Raw genomic sequence first — 24,905 nt, forward strand, 5'->3', positions numbered from 1 at the left:
CTAATAGTTCTGTAGCTAACTGAATCTTGTTAATTAAGTGACGTTAGCCTTATTATAGCAGAATTCTGTTTCCTGTCAAGTGCCTCGGACACTAAATCCGAGAATATCACCTTCATTGAATTACCTTCAGATCGTAGGGATCGTAGGCAAATTCACCATATTGAGTTTCAAACCGCACTACGATAAATACTCCACTTTCATCAATATCAACTCGAATAACAGTCCCTTTGCAATGATTATATGTCTCTACACGATCTCCTACTTGAAACTGGTACTCGTGGCGCAGGGATGGGCAAGCTCCCAATGCAGGATTTTGCGTTAACATAAATTACGCCCTCCTTTTTCAATCGCATTATGGTTCTTAAATAAAGTGTAACATTATCTTACTCCCTAGTCCATAGCCAATCATTATTGTCATAATTAATTTTTACTATTGTTAATTAATCGAATTAGGGCTGACTTCGTTGACTGAGAAAGTATGTACATACAAAGCTAAAGCTGCCGATCGCCTCAACTACTTTATTGGGAGCGTTGAGACAGTCTCTGACAAAGCAAAAGTAAAGCAGTTTACTTCAGGCAGACCTCCTTACTTTTGCGATTATGGTTTGATTAATTATAATTTCTATATCTCCACCATTAATTTTCCACAACAGGTGGGGACTTCTTCCCCTTTTTTTAGTTTAGTGACCTTCTGACAGGTATTGCAATAAACTTCACAGTCTTCTTCTGCATGCATGATATTCACTTCCTTTCATTAAATAAAAATTCATATCTATTTATAATATGTATAAAATTAGTATGAATTCTATTTAGTTGATATTATAATACTTTCAAATTATTTTTTCAATATTTATTATTTATTAATGGGTAGCTAACGACAACGAATTGCCGCTCAGGGACTATCTTTGTCGTTGTCCTTGAACAATTCAGCATATCAGAATCAAAGATGGGATGTTAAAAAACGGAGAAGGTTAATGAACCCTCTCCGACGCAAAATTTTTGCGAGTTGATTGCTTTATTATCAATTCTACATGTTGAAATTAAACCATCATAGCCTAAAGACTAAACTCTTTTACTTTGCTCATTAATGTCATGGACATTGTAGCCAAGGACTCACTGATGTTCGCCATTTCTTGACTGGAAGCTGTTTGCTGCTGCACAGCAGCTGAAATACTTTGAGATTCATCAGCTATTAACTCATTTTGATGAAGCATATCTTGGGTGGATTGAGCAACACGATGAGCCGATCCACCAGCTCGATCAAGGCTTTCCTTCACTCTCTTCACGATATTGGAAATTGTTTGAACCTGCTGAGCGATTCCATAAAAGGCTTTTCCTGACTCCTCGGCATCAACAACACCTCGCGAGACTTCCTGGGTACTTGTTTGCATGGTAACGACCGCTTGTTGAGCCTTTTCTTGGATTTCAAGAATAATTTCTGCTATTTTCGAAGCTGCTGAGCGAGATTGATCGGCTAATTTACGAACTTCTTCAGCTACCACACTAAACCCACGTCCATGTTCTCCTGCTCGCGCCGCTTCTATAGCAGCATTTAGGGCTAATAAATTTGTTTGTTCGGAAATCCCACTAATCGTATTATTGATTTCTCCAATAGCTTGTGATCGTTCGCCTAAGACACGAATCACTTGAGCTGTTGAATCAACACTCTCTCGGATGACTTGCATTTGCTGAACTGTCTTTTGAATGATATTACTCCCTTGTTCCGCAGTTTTCTGTGATTCACTCGCTTGATTTGACATAGAAACTGCTTCCGTTGATGCAAATTCTGTATCTTGGGCAACATCACGCATTTGATCAGCAATTTCTTGGATAAGTGTCAATTGGGTCTGAATAGTATCAGAAACTCCCATAATTGAAGCTGCGATTTGGTTATTTGCTTGAGCTGACTGCGATGAACTAGCGTGCATCTCCTCCGAAGATGAGGAGACCTGAAAAGCCGCATCACTAATGTCCATAATAGTTTTTGCTAGAGCTTGACGAGTTTCATCAATGGAATGACTTAACCCTTCAAATTCTCCCTTGGCCGTTAATGATAAGTCCTTGAGATCGCCCTCGGCCAGTGACTCAGCTTGTTTAACGCAAACTTGAAGGTCTCGCTGAATTCTGCGATTCATTAGCCAAGCAATAAAAACACTAATCAGTAATACCAAAAACGATATTATCCCCACTGTCCGATACGATTTTACAACGGCAGCGTTTAATCTTGATATAGGTCCACTCATCGCTTGATTTATATCATCGAAATAGTTGCCTGTTCCTATAACCCAATTCCAAGGCTCGAATAACAAAGAATAGCTACGTTTTGTATAACTTGGCCCGTTGGGATCATTTGGCTTGGGGAAAGAGTAATCAGTATACCCTCCTTGCGGATCCGATCCATTTTTGATTATCTCTTGGATAAAGTATTTCCCATTAGCATCTTGGGCATTTAAACGATTATGTCCCTCTTGGGCTGTGCCTAAATCTACAACATTATTTCCGCTAGTATCATCAACAAAAAAGTAGCCATTTTCTCCGTAACGCAGATTACGTATATCATCTGCCGCAAGTTTTTGAGCTACCTGATGCGTCAAAAGACCCTTTTGTTCTTGTTGATAATAGTAATTGGCTATTGATTTAGCAGTCAGAATTTCATTTTTAGCTTGAATATCAAAACCGTAATGATAAGCTGACTGAATATCAGAAATACTTGTTTGTGTCTCCGTAGATACCATGAAAAACACATAGCTCCCCATAATTAGAATTGCTACTAAAGGTGCTAATACAATCATTAACGATAATCGATAACGCAGAAGTCTTTGAACTAGGGCATTCATCACCGCTTCATCTCCCCATATTGTTATTTCTTTTGAATATTATAAATTTGGAACTTTAGGAACTATTTTCGGCACAATTCTTATAATATATTTATGTATCGACTTTATTCTACATTCGTCTCCAAATTCCCTGCTTATATTACTTTAGTATACAAAAACCAAACGCAATTCATGAAGTTAATATAGGCGCATGATGTTTGAACTAATTTGTCCTCATCACCCGATATCTCTAATGTCCTTATTTTAGGTTTATTATATTACTATTCCCTGGCTAATCCATCAATTCCTCTGGTTTGATTTCCATTCATTCATTTCTTTATGAGTGGCCCCGCGTTTATTTGAGGCTATATTCTGCTACGCTTCCCTCCCATTCTTTAATGTAAGGATGATTTAAATATAATGACCATAACGTTATCCCTTGAAGAAATGATAAAGACGCCTCCATTTAGATGTGGCACTGCTCTAACAGCATCACTAGAGACGTCTTCCTCGTATGAACACGATCGTTGTTTCAAATTATTCGCTGGTTGAGAACAATGATAAGACTGACATCACTCTCCGAGATAGGCCTTAACAATGCTCTCATCTTGCCTCAGCTGGGCACTATCCCCTTCCATGACCACCTCACCGGTCTCCAAGACATATCCATAATCAGCCAATTTCAGGGCTATTTTAGCATTTTGCTCCACGAGAAGAACAGTTGTTCCTTCATCATTTAGCCGCTTAATAATTCTCATAATATCTTGCACGATCAACGGTGCTAAACCCATAGAAGGCTCATCCAATAAGAGTAATTTGGGTTCGGTCATCATTGCGCGTCCGATTGCCAGCATTTGCTGCTCTCCACCGGACAATGTCCCGCCACTTTGCCGCTGACGGTCTTTAAGTCGCGGAAAGACTTCAAAGACGTGCTCTATTCCTTTACGGCGCAACGCTTCATCTTTTAAGGTAAAGCCACCCAACTCCAGGTTTTCCTTGACGGTCAAGTCCTTAAAAATCCTTCGCCCTTCGGGAACATGGATCAACCCCATACTGACAATATCATGAGCTTTTTCTTTAGTGATGTCCCTGCCATAAAACTCTATCGTTCCAGAAGAGGCTTGGATTAAACCAGAGATCGTCTTTAAAGTCGTAGTTTTTCCGGCACCATTCGAACCTAGTAACGTAACGATCTTCCCGCGGGGCACTTCGAGACTCACCCCTTTGAGCGCATGAATCTTACCGTAATACGTCTCTAAGTTGCGCAGGACGAGAGCCATTTCACTCATTCCTCATCCTCCTTCCCAAGGTAAGCTTCAATAACTCTCGGATTATTTTTAACTTCTTCCGCGGTCCCTTCAGCAATCTTCTGCCCATAGTCAATGACCACGATCTTTTCCGAAACTTTCATTACAAGTCCCATATCATGTTCAATCAGCAACACCGTGATTCCCAAGTCCTTGCGAATTCGACGGATTAAGCTCACTAGCTGGTCTTTCTCATCTTGGTTAAGTCCTGCTGCAGGTTCATCCAGCAACAGGAGCTGCGGCTGTGTAGCTAAAGCTCTGGCCCACTCTACCCGTCGTTGGTCCCCATAAGCTAAATTGCGTGCCAAACGACTTTCTTTATCTAAGATGCCGACAAAATCCAGACACTCTTTACTGACCTGCTTAATCTTCTTCTCTTCACGAAGCTGACTGGGCGGTCGCAGGATAGCTCCAAATATTCCGGCTGAAGTACGGCTATGCATACCTGACATAACGTTTTCTAAAACCGTCATGTCTTTAAAGAGACGCAAGTTTTGAAACGTTCGGGCCATACCCAGCTTGGTGATTCTGTACGGCTTTTGCCGAAAAATACTTTGCCCCTTAAAAAGGATTTCCCCTTCGCTCCCTTTATAAAAACCTGTCAGACAATTAAAAGCAGAAGTCTTTCCTGCACCATTTGGTCCGATAAGACTCATAATTGTATTTTCTTCTAGTTCGAAGCTAAGGTTGCTCACTGCTGTCAACCCGCCAAAACGCAGGGTTAGCTTTTTCACTTCTAGAATAGACATACTACCTCATCCTTTTTTATAGAAAACTCACCCTTTTCGCTCTGGCCAGAGCCCTTGAGGACGGAAGATCATGATAATTACTAGCAGTATGCCAAATAAGAGCATCCGCATTTGACCGATTCCCCGGAAAATCTCCGGAAATAGAACTAAAAAAGCCGCGCCTAAGATTGCCCCAGGTATCTTGCCCATCCCCCCGAGGATAACAGCTAACAGAATCAGAGCTGATTGGGTAAAGGCAAAAGTCTCCGGCGAAATGGCGGTCATCTTCACGGCGAAGAAGGCCCCCGCTATGCCTCCAAAAGAAGCACCGATCATGTAAGCATAGAGTTTTGTCTTAACAGGATCAATCCCCATGGCTTCGGCGGCATCTTCGTCTTCGCGGATGTATTGCCAAGCCCGCCCCAGCCGCGAATTATGAAGCCTGATGGCGATAATAATTGCCAAAACGACCAAGACCAAAAACAAATAATAGAAATCAGTAATCTGATTAAGTATATGTCCAAAAATACTTGGCCGTTGGATGCCTACCAAACCGCTCGCTCCACCAGTAATTTTCAGGTTACGAGCCGTAATCCTGGTTATTTCCCCAAAGCCTAGCGTTACAATGGCTAAGTAGTCGCTGCGCAATCTCAAAGTCGGACCACCAATTATAATCCCAGCGATTACCGAGAAAAGTATGGCAATCGGTATTGTTAGCCAAAAATTCAAACCAAATTTCATAAAGATACCAGTTGTGTAAGCACCGACAGCAAAAAAAGCAGCATAACCGAGGTCCACCAACCCGGCATATCCTACCACAATATTCAATCCTAAAGCCAAAACAATATAGAATAAGGTATTCGTTGCAACTTCTTCTATATAGTTATTGGCAACCAACGGAAGAAGGATAACCAAAAGACTGAGCACCGCAAGTAGTATTCCCTGCGTTTTTCTAAGACCCAGAATTTTTCTGAAACGATCCATTAAACCCACGGAATTACCCATCCTCTACATCCTCTCAATCTCGCTTTTACCTAAAATCCCAGTAGGTTTAAAAACCAGCAAAAGAATCAAGATCCCGAAGGAAAATACGTCTTTCCAAGCAGAACCAATGAAGGGAAGTTGCGTCCCGGCGGTTTCCAACAGCCCCAAGATGAGGCCTCCAATCATAGCTCCGGGAATGCTGCCAATTCCACCGATGACTGCGGCCGTAAAGGCCTTTAAGCCGATGACAAAACCCATATAAAATTGAATACTGCCATAATACACTCCAGCCATGACACCAGCAGCTGCGGCCAAGGCAGAGCCGACAAAGAAGGTTAACCCAATCGTTTTGGTTACATTAATCCCCATCAAACGACAAGCATCCTGATCAAGGGCAATTGCCCGCATGGCTTTACCATATAAAGTACGATTAATAAACCAATACAAAGTAAGCATTAAGATCCCTGTAGCCACAACCATGATTATCTGTGTATAGGTAATATTTACAAGCCCAAGACTGATACCTTCATAACCTAAACCAGTATTAAAGGTTTTATACTCGCCATTTGTCAGAACCATAACCCCATTAAATAAGGTAAACGATACACCTACTGCCGTAATCAACAGCGACATTCGTGGAGCACGCTTATTAATGAGTGGTTGATAGGCCAACCTATGCACTAACATGCCCAACAGCCCAACCAGAAACATACTGATCAATAAAGCCGCAGCAATTCCCAGCCAGCCGATTCCTAACCTGCTCCCTAAGATGCCCAACGCCCCATACCCCACGAAAGCTCCCACCATATAGATGTCACCATGAGCAAAGTTCAATAGCTTAATAATCCCGTAAACCATAGAATAACCGAGGGCGATCAAACTGTAGAATGAACCGAGAATTAACCCGTTCACTATCTGCTGGATCACGATATAAAAAACTGTCATTCCGTGCACCCTTTCAACCTTTTTAACTCCGGAGAAGTATGATAATTTCTGATTTGACCCATTCCTTAGCAGATAATCGTAACCTAACCTCGGTAATTCTCCGAGCTGCTATAATAAAGGGTGACTGGGGAAAATTCCCCAGCCCCCATTGAAAAGGAAACAATTTCTTATTGCAAAACGAATTGGCCACCCGTGATTTGTAAGACAATGAAGTTGCTTTCTTTCAAGGTCTTGTCCGCAGCAAAGTTAATTTTGCCTGCTAAGCCGACGAAGTCTTTAGTGTCACTCAACGCCTTAATAGTAGCCTTTCCGTCAGTACTTCCAGCACGTTTCAGAGCATCAGCCATCAGATTCATACCGTCATAAGCGAGGGGAGCATAAGCTCCAGCACTTTGATTAAACTTTGCCTTATATGCCTCCGCAAACTGTTTGGCCGTAGGCAAATAATCGGCAACCGGTGGGGACAACACATAAGTACCTTCCCCGGCTGCACCAGCCATCTCAATAAGTTTCGGGTCACTGCTTCCGTCTCCAACGACGATAGCTCCTTTATAACCACCTTGGCGCAACTGTTTAATCAACAGTGCCCCATCTGCATAATAAGCAGTCCAAAAAACAACGTCAGCATTTTTAGACTTTAGACTAGTGACCAAGGAAGAAAAGTCTTGCTCCCCTTTGTTGGTGACATCGTGAGAAACCACTGTATTACCAGCGGCCTTCCAAGAATCTTCCGTTTGCTTCGCCAAATCGGAGGAATAAGCATCTCCTTGCTCCACAATCGCTACATTTTTAGCACCTAACTTTTTAAATAGTTCAATAGCCTTCTGCGTTTGATGCACAGCAGTCCCGTTAATTTCAAACGTATTGCCGGGATTTTGAGCTGCTATTTTCGAAGAGTTAGCAGCCGTAATGACAAAAGGTATGTTCTTTTCATTATAAACAGTCAGGGTAGGTATCGTTGCTCCTGAACAATAACCGCCGACAATCGCTACTACCCCTTGAGATACCAGCTTATTGGCGGCTGCAGTCGCTTGTTGGGGATCACAGGCATCATCACCAGTCACCGTGACAATATTTTTGCCGTTGACTCCACCTTTTCCATTAATTTCATCAACGGCCATTTTAATGGCATTCTCCATGTCCTTACCATAAGTCGCTTCCGAACCGGTCATCGGCAAAGGTAAACCAATTATGATTTCTCCGCCACCAGCTGCGGGTGTCGCGCTCGGAGTGGTCGGTTCACTAGACTGTGTCCCACACCCAGTGACACCTAACGCTAAGGCCAGAATAGTCACTGCAACCATACTACGAAACTTTTTGGACATTAAATTTCCTCCTCCTCATTTTTGTTTCTAGGTTATTATATTACTTCTTATTTTAGTTACAATTTTCCCCGCCTCACCTCCCATTTCCTGACTTAGCTCACGGATTGCATTCTGCTCTAATTATATAACAGAGAAAGGAATATTTAAGAAATATCCTATTACATTGTTTAACGGCTGTCCAGTCTTTTCACGTGTCTCTCCGGTCTGCTGGCATGTATACTTAGTGCTCATTTTTTCTTTAGTTTTGCCAATGCATCGGCAAGCGCCGTATTGACCAAACCGCCCTCATTCTGGTTCTGCAAGAATGAGCTAACCTCTCTTTTATTGACCGTTCCCTTTTCTGCCGCTTTCCGTTTCGTAAAGGCGGTCAGTTTCTCCCGATATCCACAGCCGCAGGTGAATAGCTTATTATCCCCATCCCCCTTGATCTCCATTTTTTTGTGACATTCCGGGCACCTGGCGTTTGATGTCTGAGATATCCCTTTCCGGTAACCGCACTCCCGATCTTGACAGACATACATTTCGCCCTTCTTACCTTTGACCTGTAAAAGAAACTTTCCACACTCTGGGCACTTTGTTCGCGTCAAGTTATCATGCTTAAAGGTTTGAGCACTGCCACTAACCGTTGAAACAAGCTGAGTCGCATACCCTCTGATTCCGGCCAGAAACGTTTGACTGTTGACTCGACCTTTGCTGATCTCCGTCAGTTGTTGTTCCCACTTGGCAGTGAGTTCCGGCGACTTAAGCTCAGGAGGAACCAATCCAATGAGTTGAATCCCTTTTGATGTAGGGATGATGTCTTTGCCCTGTCGATTCATATAGAAGGAATTAAACAGCTTTTCTATAATTTCCGCCCGTGTTGCCGGTGTTCCCAGCCCATGGCTTTGATCCATCGCTTCCCGCAATTTCTGGTCGTCGATTAACTTCCCCGGATGTTCCATTGCCGAAAGCAACGTGGCCTCAGTGTGTCTGGCTGGTGGTTTTGTTTTACTGGCCACTAACTTTACCGACAAGTTTTTAAGCATCTCACCTTTGCGGAGTTCGGGAAGAGTTTGCTCCCCTTCCCCGTCTTCTTCCTTGTCATCCGGACTAGTAGACCCCTCGTAGACCTTCCGCCACCCTTTATGCTTTATGACTTTCCCTTTAGCCGTGAAATTCTCCCCTTTAACTCCTACCCTGACCAGTGTTTGTTCATATTCAAACGGTGGAGAGAGCACAGCAAGAAAGCGTCTGACAATTAAATCGTAGATTTTCAGTTCCTCTGAGCTAAGCCTGGACAAAGTAGGGGGTTGTTCCGTCGGTATAATGGCATGGTGATCCGTTACTTTCGAACCGTCTACAAACCGTTTGGTGATGATAAGTTTATTTCTCAAGATGCTGCGCGCAAAGTCGACATAAGGCCCTAGGGCAATGCTTTTTAAACGTTCCGGCAAAGTTGAAACGATATCTTCGCTAATATAACGGGAATCCGTTCGTGGATAGGTCACTAATTTATGGTTTTCATAAAGCTGTTGCATGACTGACGATGTTGTTTTGGCCGAGAAGCCATATTTACGATTGGCATCCCGTTGCAGTTCGGTTAGATCGTACGCCAAAGGAGGAAGTTCTTTTTTTGCTTCCTTTTTAACATCTAATATCTCCCCAGCTTGTCCAGTTACTTTGGTCACAAGTTGATCCGCTTTGTTTTTATCAAAGATACGGGTTTGACCGTTCTTATCTTGCCAATGGACCGAAATTTCATTCACTAAGACTTTAATAGACCAGTAGTCTTTAGGAACGAACTGCCGAATTTCATTTTCTCGTTCCACAACCATTGCTAGAGTGGGAGTTTGTACTCTCCCTGCGGAAAGTTGGGCATTATGTTTGCATGTTAATGCTCTGGTGACGTTCAGCCCAACTAGCCAATCCGCTTCGGCGCGGCACTCCGCTGCAGCAAATAGAGGCTCGTAATCTCTACCGGGTTTTAAATTGTTAAACCCTTCTTTAATAGCACGCTCGGTGAGGGAAGAGATCCATAAACGTTTTATGGGTTTGCGCCAACCGGCTTTTTTAATAATCCAGCGAGCGACAAGTTCACCTTCTCGCCCGGCATCCGTCGCGATGATGAGTTGATCAATTTCTGGCATCTTCATTAGATTTTTAACCACACTAAATTGCTTTGAAGTTTCTTTCATAACTACTAATTCCATCTTAGCGGGAAGCATTGGCAGGTCTTCCAGCTTCCATGTTTTATATTTTTCATCATATAATTCCGGGTCTGCAAGGGTAACTAAGTGCCCTAAAGCCCAGACCACTATGTATTTCGAGCCAATAAAACAGCCGTTACCTTTTTGATTACAATTTAAGATCTTCGCAACCTCACGACCAACTGAAGGTTTTTCAGTCAACACCAACGTCTTTCCCATATCATAACTTCCTATCTTCTAAAGTTTCATATACTTGTCCTTCAGAGAAATCATAGCCTCATTATACCGCTCTATCTAGTATTATGCTTAAACTCACATCATGAAATTACGCCTACACACGTTTAGCTAAACTTATCCAGTGCAAAACACGCTAACTTTGCTTGGACTTAATATGGGCCTTCGCGCAGAAGTGCCTCTTGCGGAACCTTACTTTGGTAGTTCACTATGATTACCCCCACAGAAACTAAACTTAAAGCCATAAACATATTAAGGGTCAATCGTTCACTGGGAATGAACAAAGCAGACAAAATAGATCCCGAAACAGGAGTCATAAACTTATAGACACTGATTTCTCCCGCCTTATTATATTTTAAAATAGCATACCAGAGAGAAAACGCCGTTGCGGAGAGAAAGGCTGAGTAAAAGAGCAGGAGTAAGGCCTTGCTTGTAAAAACCATTGCATGAGGTTTTAACCCCGGCAACCCGACCGCAATCAGGAGCAGCGACCCTAAAAACATTTGCCACGCAGTCAGAACAAAGGGATGAACTTCTTTTGAAATTCGTTTCGCCAAAATGGTTCCTACAGCACTAACGAAGCCCGCCATAATCATGAATCCTTCACCCTGCCAGGAGAAATCTAAGGTTAAGTGTTCTCCTGAGTTGATCAAGATAATCCCCGCAAAGCCAGCTATTAGGCCAATTATCTTTCGCCAATCCAATCGATCATCAGGATAAACAAAGTGGGCTAAGACAACGACAAAGAAAATCCCTACAGAGGTTAATACGGCCGCTTTCATCCCACTGGTATGAGCCAATCCATTATAAAAAAAGAAGTACTGCAAACTAATTTGCAGCAGACCGATTAAAAAGAGCTGAGGTAACAACTTCCTCTCTACCTTTGGTGACTGCCGAATACCAAGAACGATTATGCCAAAAATAATTACCCCCGCCAAAAAGAAGCGTATTCCGGCCAGAACAATAATCGCATAGCGATCATCTGGCGCTATGCCCAGCTCGACATAACTTACTTTTAAGACTGGGAAGGCGCTCCCCCATAAAACTGCACAAAATGACGCGATGACAATGACCCAATATCTATTGGTTAGATATTGTCTTACACCGCGTTCTTTTTTCGGTAAACTTGATTTCATAGTAATCCCTTTCCACACCATTTCTCTTCTTATTTGTCAATCATAATGCTTGCGAGGGAAATGGTCAAACAGACTTCGTCAACCGCTGAAATGTACAAACTCAATAAATATCATAAGATGTTCGTAGGAAAGTGCTACCTGATTCTATCAAATCAAGGATTAGACGGTGTATATTGATTATAAGAAGATTGCAGCAGGATTACGGGCATTTGGTTTAATAAAGGAGAACCTCTTGGTTCTCCTTTTTAGCTGTCTATGAAACTCAACTTTGACTTCAGGATTGGATAACATCCACCCATTGCCCTTTAGTCAGCTCCTCTAATTCCTTGACCTTTAGCTTAATAGCTGAATTAGGTGCTCCGGCTGCAGGAAAAACGCGCTCGTATTCTTGCAGTGAATAATCCAGATAAATAGGTATTGGCTGTTTTAAGCCAAATGGACAAACCCCACCGACAGGATGCCCAGTTGCCTCAGATACCTCCTCAGCTTCAGGCATCTTGGCCTTGCCATGAAAAATTTCCTTGAACTTCTTATTATCTAGTCGCTTATCCCCAGCCATGAGAATCATGATAAAGTTGTCTTTCACTTTGAACAGTAGGGACTTGGCAATTTCTCCAGGAGTTACTCCTAATGCCTCAGCAGCTTTTGGAACAGTACTTGTGTCCTCAAATTCTAATATCTCAATCTCTTTACTGTTTTGCTTCAAAAACGCTGCAACTGATTCTACTGACATGACCCAGGGCCCTCCGATTTATCCTTATTCTTCCAACACAGATCTTCATTTAAACAGATGATTGCCTTGGCATACATTCCTCGATCAATGACAAATTGCATGTTCACTTGTCGAAGGGACTGTGACACACACTTTATATTGATATCATTTTTAGCCAAGGTATTAGCCGCTCTGGCCAGAATCCGAGGCATTGCAATATTCGACCCGATCACACAAACAATTGCCGCTTCTTGGACGGTAACCGTTCGATAGGCAGCTTCTAATTCCGCGACCAATGATTCATTAAGATCTGACTGCCATATGACCAGTGAAATACTATTCGCATTGGTGGTTTTCATAATGTAGCTAATATTATGAGCTTTAAACTTTTTCATGATTCCAAGATCAAACCCTGGTTCGCCGACCATAGAGGTATCATGTATTTCCAAAACCACGATTTTATCCGAACCCGCAATTATTTCAATCTTTGCTTGAGGCCCAATATAGTCGTTGGATATCACAGTTCCAGGGTGTTCCGGTTCAAAGGTATTCTTAATACGCAGATTTATTCCAGCGATTTCTAATGGTTTAGAGGCGTTAGGGTGAATGGCTTCCATTCCAATGTCCGCAAGTTGATCTGCTACATCGTAATTTGTCCTGCCCACAACAATGGCTTTATCTACCCCCACGATTTTCGGATCTGCTGAGGATAAATGATATTCTTTGTGGATGATAGCTTCATCTGCTTGAAGATGCGTCGCTATTTTGGAAAAAGTTATTTCAGAGTATCCCCTATCATATTCTCGCATGATCCCTTCAATCCCTTTTGTATAACCGGTGGCAACGATGATCTCATGATGAGGACTTACGTTCTTAAAGGTTTTTTCGATGCGATCGCTAATCGAGAGTTGTTTAGGGTCGCGGAAACCTGTTAGATCAACTAGTTTAGCAAGAATACCGTTATTTTGCAGGATATTCACCGTGTTAAAGGCAGAATGAGCCTCTCCTATGGAAGCTAGCAACTCCCTCGCTGCGGAGAAAATACTGTCTCGCTCGATGTATCCAGAAGCTACAATATCTTCCATGCTATTCAGATAAGCTTTCGTTTGCCTAACTCGCTCTTCCAAGAATTCACGGCATACTTTAGAATCCAGACCAATACTTGCAAACGATTCATTAATCTGAAGAGCTTCTTTTAATAGGTGATCCATGGAAGATTCGTAATCATCACCCTTAATAAAACATCGGTAGATACCCGGAGCTTTTGTCTTTTTATCTTCAAGAAGCATATTGGTCACACCTGCATAGGCGGAGACAACAAATACTCTTCCATAGCGGAAACCTGCTGAGCCGGGATAACCTATTATATCATTAAGCACATTCTGAAATTGGGACATTGACGTTCCACCGATTTTTTCCACAGTAAGCATAATCTAGTCCTAACCCCTCTTCTTCATTTCATTCTCTTGACCTTTCATTCGGCAAGATTCCACAAATTCCTTCAATCCAAAGGAATTTGATTGTCTCTGTGTCAGATACAGTTGCACCTGTTAAGGAGACTCATTTGTCTATTTTAACAGAGCGTAAATGATTAGTCATTGTTATGATCAATATTTCTCTATATTTTATATGTTAACAGCAATTAAACATTGTAAACTTCGGGTTATTTTTGGTCTAATTTATTGCAATAACAAGTATATTTGCCGATATAGAAGGTATCGAGTTGTTTTTGTCGAAATTATTTAACCTATTAATGCCTAGGTCAAGGAGAAAATAATAAGGAGCGAAGCCATGCGACAGGTGAACGTTTTCTATCTCAATGAAGGAGAAATTCTTGCTCATCCTATTCTAGATGCTAATGGTAGAATATTGTTAACATCTGGAGTAAAGTTGACGAATTTATACATCCAAAAACTAAAATCCTTAGGCGTTGATACGGTACTTATTGAGGATGATCGATTAGATGATGTTGTTATTCAAATGGCTATTACCCCACGGACCAAGGAAGCCGCTTATAAAGCCGTAAAATCAGTCAGGCATTGCCTTGAAACGAATCGCCTAATTCACACGAAAGATATGCGAGATATTTTGAAACGGATGATTTCTGATTTATTAGGTTTTAATGGCATCTTAGGGTATATCTCCGATTTCCGTGGATTTGATGATTACACATTTCACCATTCGGTCAATACCACAATTTTAGCTTTAGTTTTGAGTCTGTCTGCTGGGTACAACGAATCAAAACTCTTAGAGGTTGGGACTGGAGTTCTCATGCATGATGTCGGAAAAATCAAAATTCCTAACGTAGTGCTGAACAAAATAGAGAAACTTACCGACGAAGAATTCAATGAGATCAAGCAACACGCTAATTATGGATATGAAATCTTACGCCAAATTGATGACTTTGAATTAATCTCTGCTCATGTAGCTTTACAACACCATGAGCGCTGGGATGGAAGCGGTTATCCGAGAGGATTAAAAGAAACTGCAATTCATGAGTATGCTAGAATCGCAGCGATCTCAGATGTTTATGAAGCATTAACTAGTAAGCGAGTCTATCGCGATGCAGTTCAGCCCTATCAAGCTTACGAATATGTTATGGCTCATTCCGGAATTTTCTTTGATCCAAAACTTATCAACATCTTTTCTCAACATATTTCTATTTATCCAGACGGATCAGGAGTTATACTCAGTAATGGCCAACGAGGCAATGTAGTTAAACAAAACATGGGATATCCGGGCCGTCCTTATGTCAGGATGCTCTATCAAGGGGATGAGCCACTTCATCCTCCCGTTGATTATAATCTCGTTGAATATCCTTCCTTGTTAATCGTTGGAACTGAAAACCATTAGTAATGAACGTTTTTATAGCAACTTCCAAAGATCTGTCCTATAAAGACCATCAAATTGATATAATTTAGGCCACGGCAACTAATGCCGTGGCCTAACCTATATCAATACTCGACTTAACTTAACTAAAAAAGCGACTTGAATTAGCTAACATGAACAATGGTTTCTGCAAATAATCAATTGGGTATAAATCATCCCGTCCTGAAATAAGTGCCATAATCTTCCCTACCTTGGATAAGGGATCAATGGCAACTATCACAAAAGCGTCTTTTTCTGAGGATAAGGGAAAAATAACATTATTTTTATTAATAACGTCATGATAAGCATCTAAAGTAACAACTCTAAAATCTTGGTTGCGCCAACGTATATCGTAAAGTTTGAACGCTTGATGGGCAACTAATGGCAAAAACCGTTCTTCTGTCAAATACAGTTCGATTCCCATCATATACCCATCGCTATCTAGATCATTCCAGTATTCACAACGGAAAGCGTTATCTACAGCCTCTCTATACGTTTTAGTCGCCAAACGCATTTGGCTCAAGCATTGACCCAAGCTTAGCCATTTAATCCTTGGAATGCTAAGACTCTTTACATCATAATAAAGTCCAATATCACTTTTCTCGAGGGTATACTCGGCAGTTGTTTCATTAGGCATCAAGTAGATATAGCCCATTTGCATGTTGTTGTCACAGGTAATAAGCACGGAACATCCCCTCCAAAGCTTCTTATTCTAGCTCGTCCAATGTTTCATTAATTACATCATACCAATAATGTCCACCTGTTTCTACAAGGCGGGGAATTGTCGACATAGATTCTTAGTTTTAGACAACTTTTCTTGGGCCCTAGTTGTTAAAGAAAACTTGGCTGGCGCCCGAAGACACTGTCTTCGCACGTATTAGCATTCTTGCAGTATGCAAACGAAGTTTATACTTTCTGATAAGTACAAGAAAACCTGCTTTTGCCAAGCCAAAGACAACGACGCAGGTCTGAGACTGCACTGCCACGACCTGTAATTTTGCACTCACTGATTAACACAAAAAACCGGTTTAAACCGGTTTTTGTGTGTTGTTACAGCATTTCATTTAGAATCTGAAACTACGTCCAATTTATCTGTGGGTACTTCCTTCGGTACGGGATGATATGGAACACTCGTAACTAGGATACTTTTACGGAATAGTAACATTAATTTCATCAACTGACCTGTCTGATTGTGAAGGATGTTCTGCCACATTTTTTCCGGAACATATTCAGCAATCGCTACGGTGATTGTCTCAAAATTCCCTTTCTGCTCGACTTTATCAATATATTTCAAGAAATCGTGAACGGTAGCACGATAAGGGGACTCAACAATTTCCAAAGGAATTTCTATATGATGTTTTGCCCAGTGTTTTAGCAACTTTGCGGTTCGAATAGGATCTGAGGCAATATGAACCGCCGTAACTTGAGGAGTTAAGGCATAGGCATATCTTAGGGTTTCCAAAACAATCAAGTTTAGGTCGTAAACTGGAACAATAATTTTATTCTTATAGTCTGACAGTTCAACGTGTGCCCTCCGCCGTTTTAATTTAGCCACATGATTATGGAAATCTTCTATGGCTTTAGGAGTGACATCTAAGTCCCTAATTTCACACGAATAAATGCTGCGTATACCCCGGAACATGAAAACCAGCAAAGGCATGATCAACATAATTATCCAGGCGCCTTGTGTAAACTTGGTTATAATAAAGATTAGTAAAACCAGGAATGAAACGATGCCTCCGAAGCTAAATATTGCTAGATCAGACTGCCACTTATCTCCCTTTTCTTGCCAGGTATGTTTAGCAAGGCCCAAACCCGTCAAGGTAAAAGAAATAAACACACCTATTGCGTAGAGCGGAAGCATCGTATGGGTATCACCATGGAACACAATAATGAGCAGACTGGAAACTAAGAACAAAGTCCATATTCCGGCACTATAAACCAAGCGATCCCCTAAATTTTTGAAATACCGAGGCGCATATCCGTCTCGAGCCATTAAACTTAATAAAATCGGTAGCCCAGCATAAGGTGTACTTGAGGCAATGACTAGAATAGCTGCGGCTGTCCCCATCAAGACAAAATAGGGAATAGTTTTTCCAAAGATAATTAAGCCTAACTGATTTAGAACGGTATTCCCTTCAGCAGGGACCAGGTGATAGGCGCCAGCTAAGTATGTTAACATAATTAATCCAAGAGAAACAATAATCGCTAGAATTAATAGGGTGTGTATGGCACGCTTCTGAGCTGGATTTTTAAAAGCAGTAACCCCATTGCTCACTGCTTCAAACCCTGTTAAAGCCGTTGTACCGCCGGCGAACGCTCGCGCTAAGATAAACCAAGTCATCCCACTTGCTGATGAAGTTGCAATGTGCCCGGTAGCTACAGCCACTGGTGTTACACCATGAAGTAAAATCTCAACTAAGCCAGTTCCAATTAAAAGTGCTAAGGTCGAAATATATAGGTAAACAGGCAAGGAGAATAAGCGGGCCGACTCCTTTAAGCCTCTTAAATTAACCCAAGCCATAAACATAATGACTAAACAGTCTGCTAAAACTTTGTGTTCCGTTGGAGCTAACCATGGGAAAATCCCTGTCAAGTTCTCTATTGCTGAGCTAACACTAACGGCTACTGTCAAAATGTAATCGAGCGTTAAACTTGCCCCCGCAATAAGTCCATAGTTCTCGCCCAGATAAGCTCTAGCGATAGTATAAGACCCTCCGCCTTCAGGGTATTTCTGAATTGCTTTACGATAAACAAGGAAAATACTAATCACCAGTAGCACGATGGCAACCGAGACTTTCAGAACATACGCATAACCCAAAGATCCCGCCAGAAGGAGGACGTAAAGAATCTCGTCCGGTGCATATCCTTCTGAAGAAATAATGTCTGAACCAAAAACTGGTACCCCTCCGCTAACCCCGACTTTTGACTCCTCAGCATTTTGTGTCGCCAGTGGATGTCCAAAAATTAAAGTGCGGAGTTTTAGCGATAAGAGTCTATTGTTGTTTGCCATCGGAAATAGATGCCTTCTTTCTCCTTATTAATGTCCCATACTCATGTTTCCTCTTCTTTAGATAAGAACATAGTGAATTCTACTCCTCTTTTCTGTCAATGTCTACAGGTTTTTTCATGACATAATCTCTATTGGTTATTGTAAAAAAGCTTCGCTTAAAAGTGCGAAACTCCTTATTCAAGGTACACCACCACCGTATAGAGCATAAAGAAAACGTAACGATTCTTCACGCATTCAAAATGGACTAACGACTGTCAACTATGATATTCTTAATAGATATCCTTAAACTACTTATTATAGAATAATGCCGCTAAAGGAGTACTTTGCATGTCTCGCTTTAACATTTCCGAACAACAGATTCTTGATCTGGCTGATAATGATCGAGTATATAAAAAAGGCGTTTCTTATTTTATGGCCAGTAGAGTAAGTAATTTTACCTTCACTCCTGATAAAGGCTTAGTTAATGCTTCAGTAGTGGGTGGTTTGCGATATACCGTCCAGATAGCTTTTGAGAGAGATAGCGCCATACGCTCTTACCGCTGCACTTGCCCGGCTTTTACCGACCATCCCGGAGCCTGTAAGCATGTCATTGCCGTATTAAAGGCCGCCCAACAAAAATTGCCCACGGCCTGGAGAGATCCCGTGGTTCAGAACCGAGTTGTTGAAGATCTTCTTGAAATATTGGCTAACCATCGTCCGGAGATCACTCAAGAAGAACTAACTTTAAACGTGGAACTTCAAATCATGGCAGGAAACCGACCATCCGCTTATCTGCACCTCAGGCTGGGTCTGCAACGCCTCTATGTGGTTAAGGACATTGGACGCTTTCTCACGTCGATAAAAACGGGACGATCACTTGAGTTTGGCAAACAATTTACCCTTGAACCAACTCGCCAGACCTTTAAAGAAGAAGATCGTGCCATGATCGCCATGTTATTGGAGATGTTTGAACAGCATACGGCCTTAAATGAAATGCAAGGTCCTTATTATAGCACTACCCTACTAAGTCAGAAGTCTTTGCATTTAACGGGGTATTACCTTACAAAGTTTTTAGACGCCTTAGGCGATAAAGTGTTCCTGTGGGCAATCGGCTCCGCGCCCCTTAATCCCTCTCCTATTATCCGTCAAGGGTTGCCGATGGGATTTTCCCTTCAGACTCAAGGTCAGGATTTAGCTTTTGCCTTAGGAACCGAGGAAGTTCCCATCCAGCTCACTTCCGATGGTAACTACTACTTTTACCAACAGAACATTTATCAGGCTTCCCCTAGCCAAAAAGATCTGCTCCCACCCATTCTCAGCGCACTCCGCAAAGGATCGATGACCAGTATTGTCATTCCATCTGCCCAAAAGGAGTTTTTCGCCTCTGAGGCTCTACCCTTGATCGGGAAACTAGGTCAGGTGTCTATTGACCCCACTCTTGAAGATAAATTTTGCCAGGCAAATTTGCAGGCTAAAATCTATTTTGATCGTGCTTCCGATCTGGGTATCAACGCCCGCTTAGAATTTTGCTATGGCGATACCATCATTAATCCGTTTGCGTCTACTAGAGAAAATAGCAATGATCTAGCCAACGATGTGATCCTCATCCGGGCTGTAGATGAAGAACGAAAAATCCTTAACATTCTTGAACAAGCTGATTTTATTGTATCCAAGGGAAAAATAAACCTTGAAGATGATGATAAAATTTTTGAATTTACGACTAACTGGCTTCCCCAACTTCGAGATCTCGCAGAACTATACTATTCCGATCAATTTAAACTCAAAATTCGAACCTCAACCACATTCTCCGGGCAGGTTCGTCTGGACGAGACTTTGGACATCTTAGAAATATCATTCCATTATAATGATATTGAACCAGATGAATTGGCAGATATTTTCCATTCCCTCCATTTGAAGAAAAAATACCACCGCCTCCGTGACGGTTCTTTCCTCGATTTGAACCAGCCCGAGTTGACATCGGTCGCCCAACTCCTGGATAACTTGGATCTGGGTGCTGATGATCTAAACAAGAAACTCCTTAATCTCCCTAAATACAGAGCTATGTATATTGACAGTTTTTTGCGTCAGGCTAACCTGCCTGGGATACAGCGCAATAAAGCTTTTAAGCAATTAGTTCAAAGCATCTTGGAACCTCAAGACGGGGAGTTCGAAATCCCGGCCGAATTGCAGAATGTATTGAGAGATTACCAGAAAACCGGCTTCAAATGGTTAAAAACTTTAGCCTCATTTGGCCTGGGTGGCATCCTGGCCGATGATATGGGATTGGGCAAAACGTTGCAGATCCTGTCCTTCATTTTATCAGAAAAGTCAGCATCTCTCGGCCCCGCGTTGGTCATTGCCCCCACGTCATTAATTTATAACTGGCAGGAAGAAGCGAAGAAATTCATCCCTTCCTTGCAAGTGCTAGTCGTAGAAGGCACTCCTCAGGAAAGAGAGATACAATTAACGGGTATCGAGGAACAGTGCGACCTAGTCGTTACATCCTACCCGATACTGCGGCGAGACATCGATAAATTTGCTAAGTTTGAGTTTTCCTACTGTTTCTTAGATGAGGCCCAACACACCAAAAATCCACAAACTCTAAACGCTAAATCCGTCCAACAGATCCAGGCCAAAGGTTATTTTGCCCTGACGGGAACACCGATCGAAAACTCGCTTTCCGAACTCTGGTCTCTCTTTAATTTCATCATGCCTGGCTATCTTCTTTCTCACCAGGAGTTCCGCAAGAAATACGAAATACCGATTATCAAAAACGAAGACTCCAATTCATTGACTGAATTAAGTCGCCATGCCAACCCTTTCATTCTTAGGCGATTGAAAAAAGATGTCCTGAAGGAATTGCCGGATAAGATCGAGACACAACTAAACGCTCCTCTGACGGAAGAACAGAAAAAATTGTACTTGGCCTATTTACAAGAGGCGAAAGGCCAAATAGCCCAGGAAATAGCTGCTGTTGGCTTTAACCGAAGCCACATGAAAATTCTTGCTGCCTTAACCAGGCTTAGACAGATTTGTTGTCATCCTGCCATGTTTATAGAAAATTACACTGGGGAAAGCGGGAAAATGCTGCTTTTACAGGAAATCCTCTCAGACGCCTTGGACAGTGGCCATAGGATCCTTATCTTTTCCCAATTCACGACAATGCTGGATATCATCCAAAGCTATCTAACTTCAGAAGGTATTGAGCATTTCTATCTTTCGGGTTTGACCAAAGCGACGGAACGGTTGCAGATGGCTAATTCCTTCAATGCAGGAATTGGCCAGGTCTTCTTGATCTCTTTAAAGGCTGGTGGCACTGGATTAAATCTAACTGGCGCCGACATGGTCATCCACTACGACCCATGGTGGAACCCAGCTGTAGAAGATCAAGCTACGGATCGGGCTCATCGCATAGGTCAAAAAAACGCTGTGCAGGTCATCAAACTTATTTCTCAGGGAACGGTCGAAGAAAAAATTAACATTTTGCAAAATAAGAAGAAAGTGCTAATTGATTCGGTTATCCAACCAGGCGAAACGATGCTTTCTAAATTAACCGAAAAAGAATTAAGAGAACTTTTTGATTTGACTTAGTTATTAAATTATTAATAATCAAATTGGGTATTAATTAACTAAAAATAAATGCCCTGGAGCTTTAAGTTAAAGCTCCAGGGCATAATTAATTAAAAATGCGAACTACTTATCTAGACTAGGGAAGCCTACTAAATAAGTTCGTCATGAAACGTTTCTTACTGAAACGTTGGTTGGCTCCAACCAGCATTTTGTTGGCCACCCATTCCTTGTTGGCCGCCCATTCCTTGCTGGCCGCCCATTCCTTGTTGACCGCCCATTCCTGGCTGTTGCATCTTCATTTGTTCTTGTTGACTCATATTTTGAAGCTGCTGTTGTGCTTGTTCGATAAAATTATTGATCTGATTAAGAACCTGAGTAGATTGTATATATTGATCAGCTTGGGTTAATGCCTGGATACCTTGTTGGATGCTCTGCTGCAATTGTGTAAATGCCTGCTGTTGCTGCTGTTGAGATTGGGTCTTGAATTGTGTCATGTGTTGAACTAATTGATTCAATTGCTGTTGTCCTTGAGCTTGAGCTTGAGCTGTTGGTTGATTCTGAGAAGGCGGTTGGGTTTGCGAAACTAAAGACTGTTGAGTTTGGTTCTTTAAGCCGGTAAAAGCTTGCTCCATCTGATAAAATTTATCTTTTAGTTGTGATAATTCAGTTGCTACCTCCATATCGATTCCAACATCTTGGCTTGCAATTGATTTTATTTCCTTAATGCCCATTTCCATCTTATCTTTGTTACTCATTTAAGAACCTCCTCAAATTTTTTACCTCCACTAGTATGTCTAGATTACAAAAATAAATGTTTGGATATTTATTGTAAAAACTGAACATAGAAGGGAGAGGCTTCACTGAAAGTGAAGCCTCCTCAAAAGTTTAACGGTATGTATCCATTAACATTTCCTTGCCGAAAGAAATATTACTAATTCAATTCATTACGCTAGCTTAACAGAGTATGATTAGCTTAAAGATGGATTTTTTACTACTCAAATTGCAGTGTTTTACCAAACACTTTTGTAAAGTAGGCCCCACGGCCCTCAACCTCTTTTTGTTCGGTCTCGGTTGTGCCCTTTGAAAATAAGCGTAAAAACAGCTGATCTGATTTTAACTTGCATTCAACCTTTGTAATATTTCCATTCCTTTTTCTATCAAAGCATTCAGCTAATCTCAAAATAATTCCTAATCTTTGAATTACATATTTATCTTCCTCAGTTAATAACGTTACGTATGGGGAATTATCAATATCAAAGTTTTCCTTTACGCTGAGCATCATAGTATAGGCTGCCATAATTAATTCTTTATGAGATAAGCCATTTATCGGGAAATTCGTTAACATATAAAAGTTATGTTTGTGATAATTATAAAAATTAATTGTTTTACCGCAATCATTTAACACCGCAGCAGTTTTTAATATCTTACCTGAATTTCCATTGATCTTGTGTAGAGGTTTCAACTGAGTATATAAACTCTCAGCTAGCTTCCATACATGATGAGCGTGGTCCTTATCTATTTTTAGTGTTTTAATAATATTATTTAGAGAAACCTCTAACACATCTTTAATTATTTTTTCTCCACGCAGGATTTCGTAGATCAAGCCTTCTCGGAGTCCGCCACCACTTACAATCAAGCGGGGGTTATCACAGAATTTCATCAAGGCTGCAGCCACTGAGAAAGCCCCGATAAATATATCACTTCTTTCTTTGGAAAGACCTTTCACTTTTCTTCTTTGCTCAGAATTTTTATACTTTATGGAATCATAAATATTTAAGACTTCGGAAGAATCCATTTGGTAATTATGAGAACGGTCTATGGGATAATTAATCGTTTTCCTGGAAATTTTTCCGATATTCCGAATTGTTCCTCCAACGCCTATAAGTGGTAGATTCTTAACCTCCTCAAGCCAGGTTACTTTCTTAAACTGAGCCATTAGATATTTATTTAAATTTTTCTCTGTATTACTATCCATTTTTTCCGCGAGATTAAATTGATCAGAAATATTTAGAGCTCCAAAGGGAAGGCTGATTGCTTCCTTTTTAGTCTTGTCTTTTACCCATATAAGTTCCGTACTAGATCCACCAATATCCATGATTAAACCATTCGAAAAATCCAGGCTATTAATCACGCCAAAATAATCATAATATGCTTCTTCCGCCCCAGTTAAAACACGTATTTCCATATTTAAGGTTGATTTAACTATGTGGAGAAACTCCTTTTGATTGCTCGCCCGCCTAACAGCCTCTGTGGCTACGGGGAATATATTGCATGCTCCTAAGCCTTCGCATAACGATTTAAAACTTGCCAGTGTGCTAATTGCCTTTTCCATCCTCAGCGGATTGAGTTTTCCATCTATCGTCATATCCATTCCAAGTCTGACTGTTTCCTTAACCTCATCAATAATTCGAAAATAGTTTTTTTTACCGATTTCTATGAGAACTAATCGCATTGAATTAGACCCGATATCTATTACGCCAACATGCTTCATTTTATTTCTCCCTAAGATGTAATATAATAATCTAAATTATTTTCATGATATATGTATTTCAATTTAGTTTCAAGGTTGTTTTAATTTTATCATTCTATAGAGTAATTGATATCTAGTACAATAATCAGACTTTACATATTAATATTACCTAAGGAGCCAAAAAAATGAAGAAGATGAAGAATGAAGTAGTAGCAGCTATTAATGTAGGTTCTGATTTCTTGAGAATGAGTATTGCCCAATTAAATCCTGATGGTACCCTAATGATACTCGAGGATACTTCTCTACCAAATAATATAGGTAAAGATACTTACGCTAAGAGAAGAATATCACCTAAAACCATTAAGGAAACCTGTGCAGGGTTAAAGGGTTTTTCTAAACTAATGAAGGATTACGGTGTGAAAATATATAGAGCTGTGGCGACAAGTGGACTTCATGAGTCCGATAATCGCGACTACATAATCGAACAAATTAGACTTATTGCTGGAATTAATGTTGAGATTATTAATAATGTTCAAGAAAGATTTTTAATATATAAGGCCTTAAGAAATCATTTAAATGAATTTAATAACCTAGACCTTACCGATTCAATCATAGTCAATTTAACCTCTGGT

18 protein-coding genes and 1 pseudogene are annotated in these 24,905 nt (G+C 41.1%); 3 read left to right on the plus strand and 16 right to left on the minus strand.

Annotated features, from left to right (window positions below):
- Window positions 1-112: 112 nt before the first annotated feature.
- The 11 genes from DOT_RS23970 to DOT_RS24020 form a co-directional block, all read right to left on the minus strand.
- Complete coding sequence (locus DOT_RS23970; RefSeq protein WP_009624161.1) at window positions 113-325, minus strand: hypothetical protein; 213 nt, start codon at window positions 323-325, stop codon at window positions 113-115.
- A 730-nt stretch (window positions 326-1,055) separates the two neighbouring features.
- Window positions 1,056-2,837: a methyl-accepting chemotaxis protein gene (locus DOT_RS23975; RefSeq protein ID WP_009624163.1), complete on the minus strand. Its 1,782-nt coding sequence runs from the start codon at window positions 2,835-2,837 to the stop codon at window positions 1,056-1,058.
- A 551-nt stretch (window positions 2,838-3,388) separates the two neighbouring features.
- Entirely contained in the window at window positions 3,389-4,105 is a 717-nt protein-coding gene (locus DOT_RS23980) for an ABC transporter ATP-binding protein (protein ID WP_009624164.1), read from the minus strand.
- Entirely contained in the window at window positions 4,102-4,872 is a 771-nt protein-coding gene (locus tag DOT_RS23985) for an ABC transporter ATP-binding protein (protein WP_009624165.1), read from the minus strand. Before DOT_RS23985 ends, DOT_RS23980 begins: the two co-directional genes overlap by 4 nt.
- Window positions 4,873-4,899: 27 nt before the next feature.
- The gene (locus DOT_RS23990) at window positions 4,900-5,856 is read right to left on the minus strand and encodes a branched-chain amino acid ABC transporter permease (RefSeq protein WP_009624166.1); all 957 of its coding nucleotides are present in this window, start codon (window positions 5,854-5,856) and stop codon (window positions 4,900-4,902) included.
- A 3-nt stretch (window positions 5,857-5,859) separates the two neighbouring features.
- Entirely contained in the window at window positions 5,860-6,780 is a 921-nt protein-coding gene (locus tag DOT_RS23995) for a branched-chain amino acid ABC transporter permease (protein ID WP_009624168.1), read from the minus strand.
- Window positions 6,781-6,947: 167 nt separating this feature from the next.
- Complete coding sequence (locus DOT_RS24000) at window positions 6,948-8,105, minus strand: branched-chain amino acid ABC transporter substrate-binding protein (RefSeq protein WP_009624171.1); 1,158 nt, start codon at window positions 8,103-8,105, stop codon at window positions 6,948-6,950.
- 227 nt (window positions 8,106-8,332) lie between these two features.
- On the minus strand, window positions 8,333-10,510 hold the full coding sequence (locus DOT_RS24005) for a DNA topoisomerase III (protein ID WP_009624172.1): 2,178 nt from the start codon (window positions 10,508-10,510) through the stop codon (window positions 8,333-8,335).
- Window positions 10,511-10,677: 167 nt separating this feature from the next.
- Window positions 10,678-11,661, minus strand: a complete 984-nt coding sequence (locus DOT_RS24010) for a DMT family transporter (protein WP_040413399.1) — start codon at window positions 11,659-11,661, stop codon at window positions 10,678-10,680.
- A 274-nt stretch (window positions 11,662-11,935) separates the two neighbouring features.
- Window positions 11,936-12,394, minus strand: a complete 459-nt coding sequence (locus tag DOT_RS24015; protein WP_009624175.1) for a YbaK/EbsC family protein — start codon at window positions 12,392-12,394, stop codon at window positions 11,936-11,938.
- Entirely contained in the window at window positions 12,385-13,803 is a 1,419-nt protein-coding gene (locus tag DOT_RS24020) for an aspartate kinase (RefSeq protein ID WP_009624176.1), read from the minus strand. The genes DOT_RS24015 and DOT_RS24020 overlap by 10 nt, the downstream gene beginning before the upstream one ends.
- 361 nt (window positions 13,804-14,164) lie before the next feature.
- Between DOT_RS24020 and DOT_RS24025 the strand changes: the two genes are divergently transcribed.
- Window positions 14,165-15,226 carry an HD-GYP domain-containing protein gene (locus DOT_RS24025; RefSeq protein WP_009624177.1) on the plus strand — a complete coding sequence of 354 codons (1,062 nt, stop codon included), beginning with the start codon at window positions 14,165-14,167 and terminating at the stop codon, window positions 15,224-15,226.
- 118 nt (window positions 15,227-15,344) lie between these two features.
- Here the strand turns inward: DOT_RS24025 and DOT_RS24030 are convergent, their stop codons facing one another.
- From DOT_RS24030 to DOT_RS24035, 3 genes are all read right to left on the minus strand, one after another.
- A complete protein-coding gene (locus tag DOT_RS24030; RefSeq protein ID WP_009624178.1) occupies window positions 15,345-15,926 on the minus strand; it encodes a hypothetical protein in 582 nt (193 codons plus the stop codon).
- A 139-nt stretch (window positions 15,927-16,065) separates the two neighbouring features.
- A complete protein-coding gene (locus DOT_RS30830) occupies window positions 16,066-16,248 on the minus strand; it encodes a hypothetical protein (RefSeq protein ID WP_009624179.1) in 183 nt (60 codons plus the stop codon).
- Between the two features lie 53 nt (window positions 16,249-16,301).
- Complete coding sequence (locus tag DOT_RS24035) at window positions 16,302-18,254, minus strand: APC family permease (RefSeq protein WP_009624180.1); 1,953 nt, start codon at window positions 18,252-18,254, stop codon at window positions 16,302-16,304.
- A gap of 327 nt (window positions 18,255-18,581) precedes the next feature.
- Here DOT_RS24035 and DOT_RS24040 point away from each other — a divergent pair, with 327 nt between their 5' ends.
- Window positions 18,582-21,824 carry a DEAD/DEAH box helicase gene (locus tag DOT_RS24040; RefSeq protein WP_009624181.1) on the plus strand — a complete coding sequence of 1,081 codons (3,243 nt, stop codon included), beginning with the start codon at window positions 18,582-18,584 and terminating at the stop codon, window positions 21,822-21,824.
- A gap of 155 nt (window positions 21,825-21,979) precedes the next feature.
- Here the strand turns inward: DOT_RS24040 and DOT_RS24045 are convergent, their stop codons facing one another.
- A complete protein-coding gene (locus tag DOT_RS24045; protein ID WP_009624182.1) occupies window positions 21,980-22,558 on the minus strand; it encodes a hypothetical protein in 579 nt (192 codons plus the stop codon).
- Between the two features lie 236 nt (window positions 22,559-22,794).
- Window positions 22,795-24,294 carry an exopolyphosphatase gene (ppx, locus tag DOT_RS24050; RefSeq protein ID WP_009624183.1) on the minus strand — a complete coding sequence of 500 codons (1,500 nt, stop codon included), beginning with the start codon at window positions 24,292-24,294 and terminating at the stop codon, window positions 22,795-22,797.
- A gap of 164 nt (window positions 24,295-24,458) precedes the next feature.
- On the opposite strand from ppx, the pseudogene DOT_RS24055 reads away from it, so the two are divergent.
- Window positions 24,459-24,905, plus strand: a pseudogene (locus DOT_RS24055) (exopolyphosphatase); the annotation flags it as partial.

It is taken from the genome of Desulfosporosinus sp. OT, from assembly GCF_000224515.1.
Taxonomy (GTDB): domain Bacteria; phylum Bacillota; class Desulfitobacteriia; order Desulfitobacteriales; family Desulfitobacteriaceae; genus Desulfosporosinus.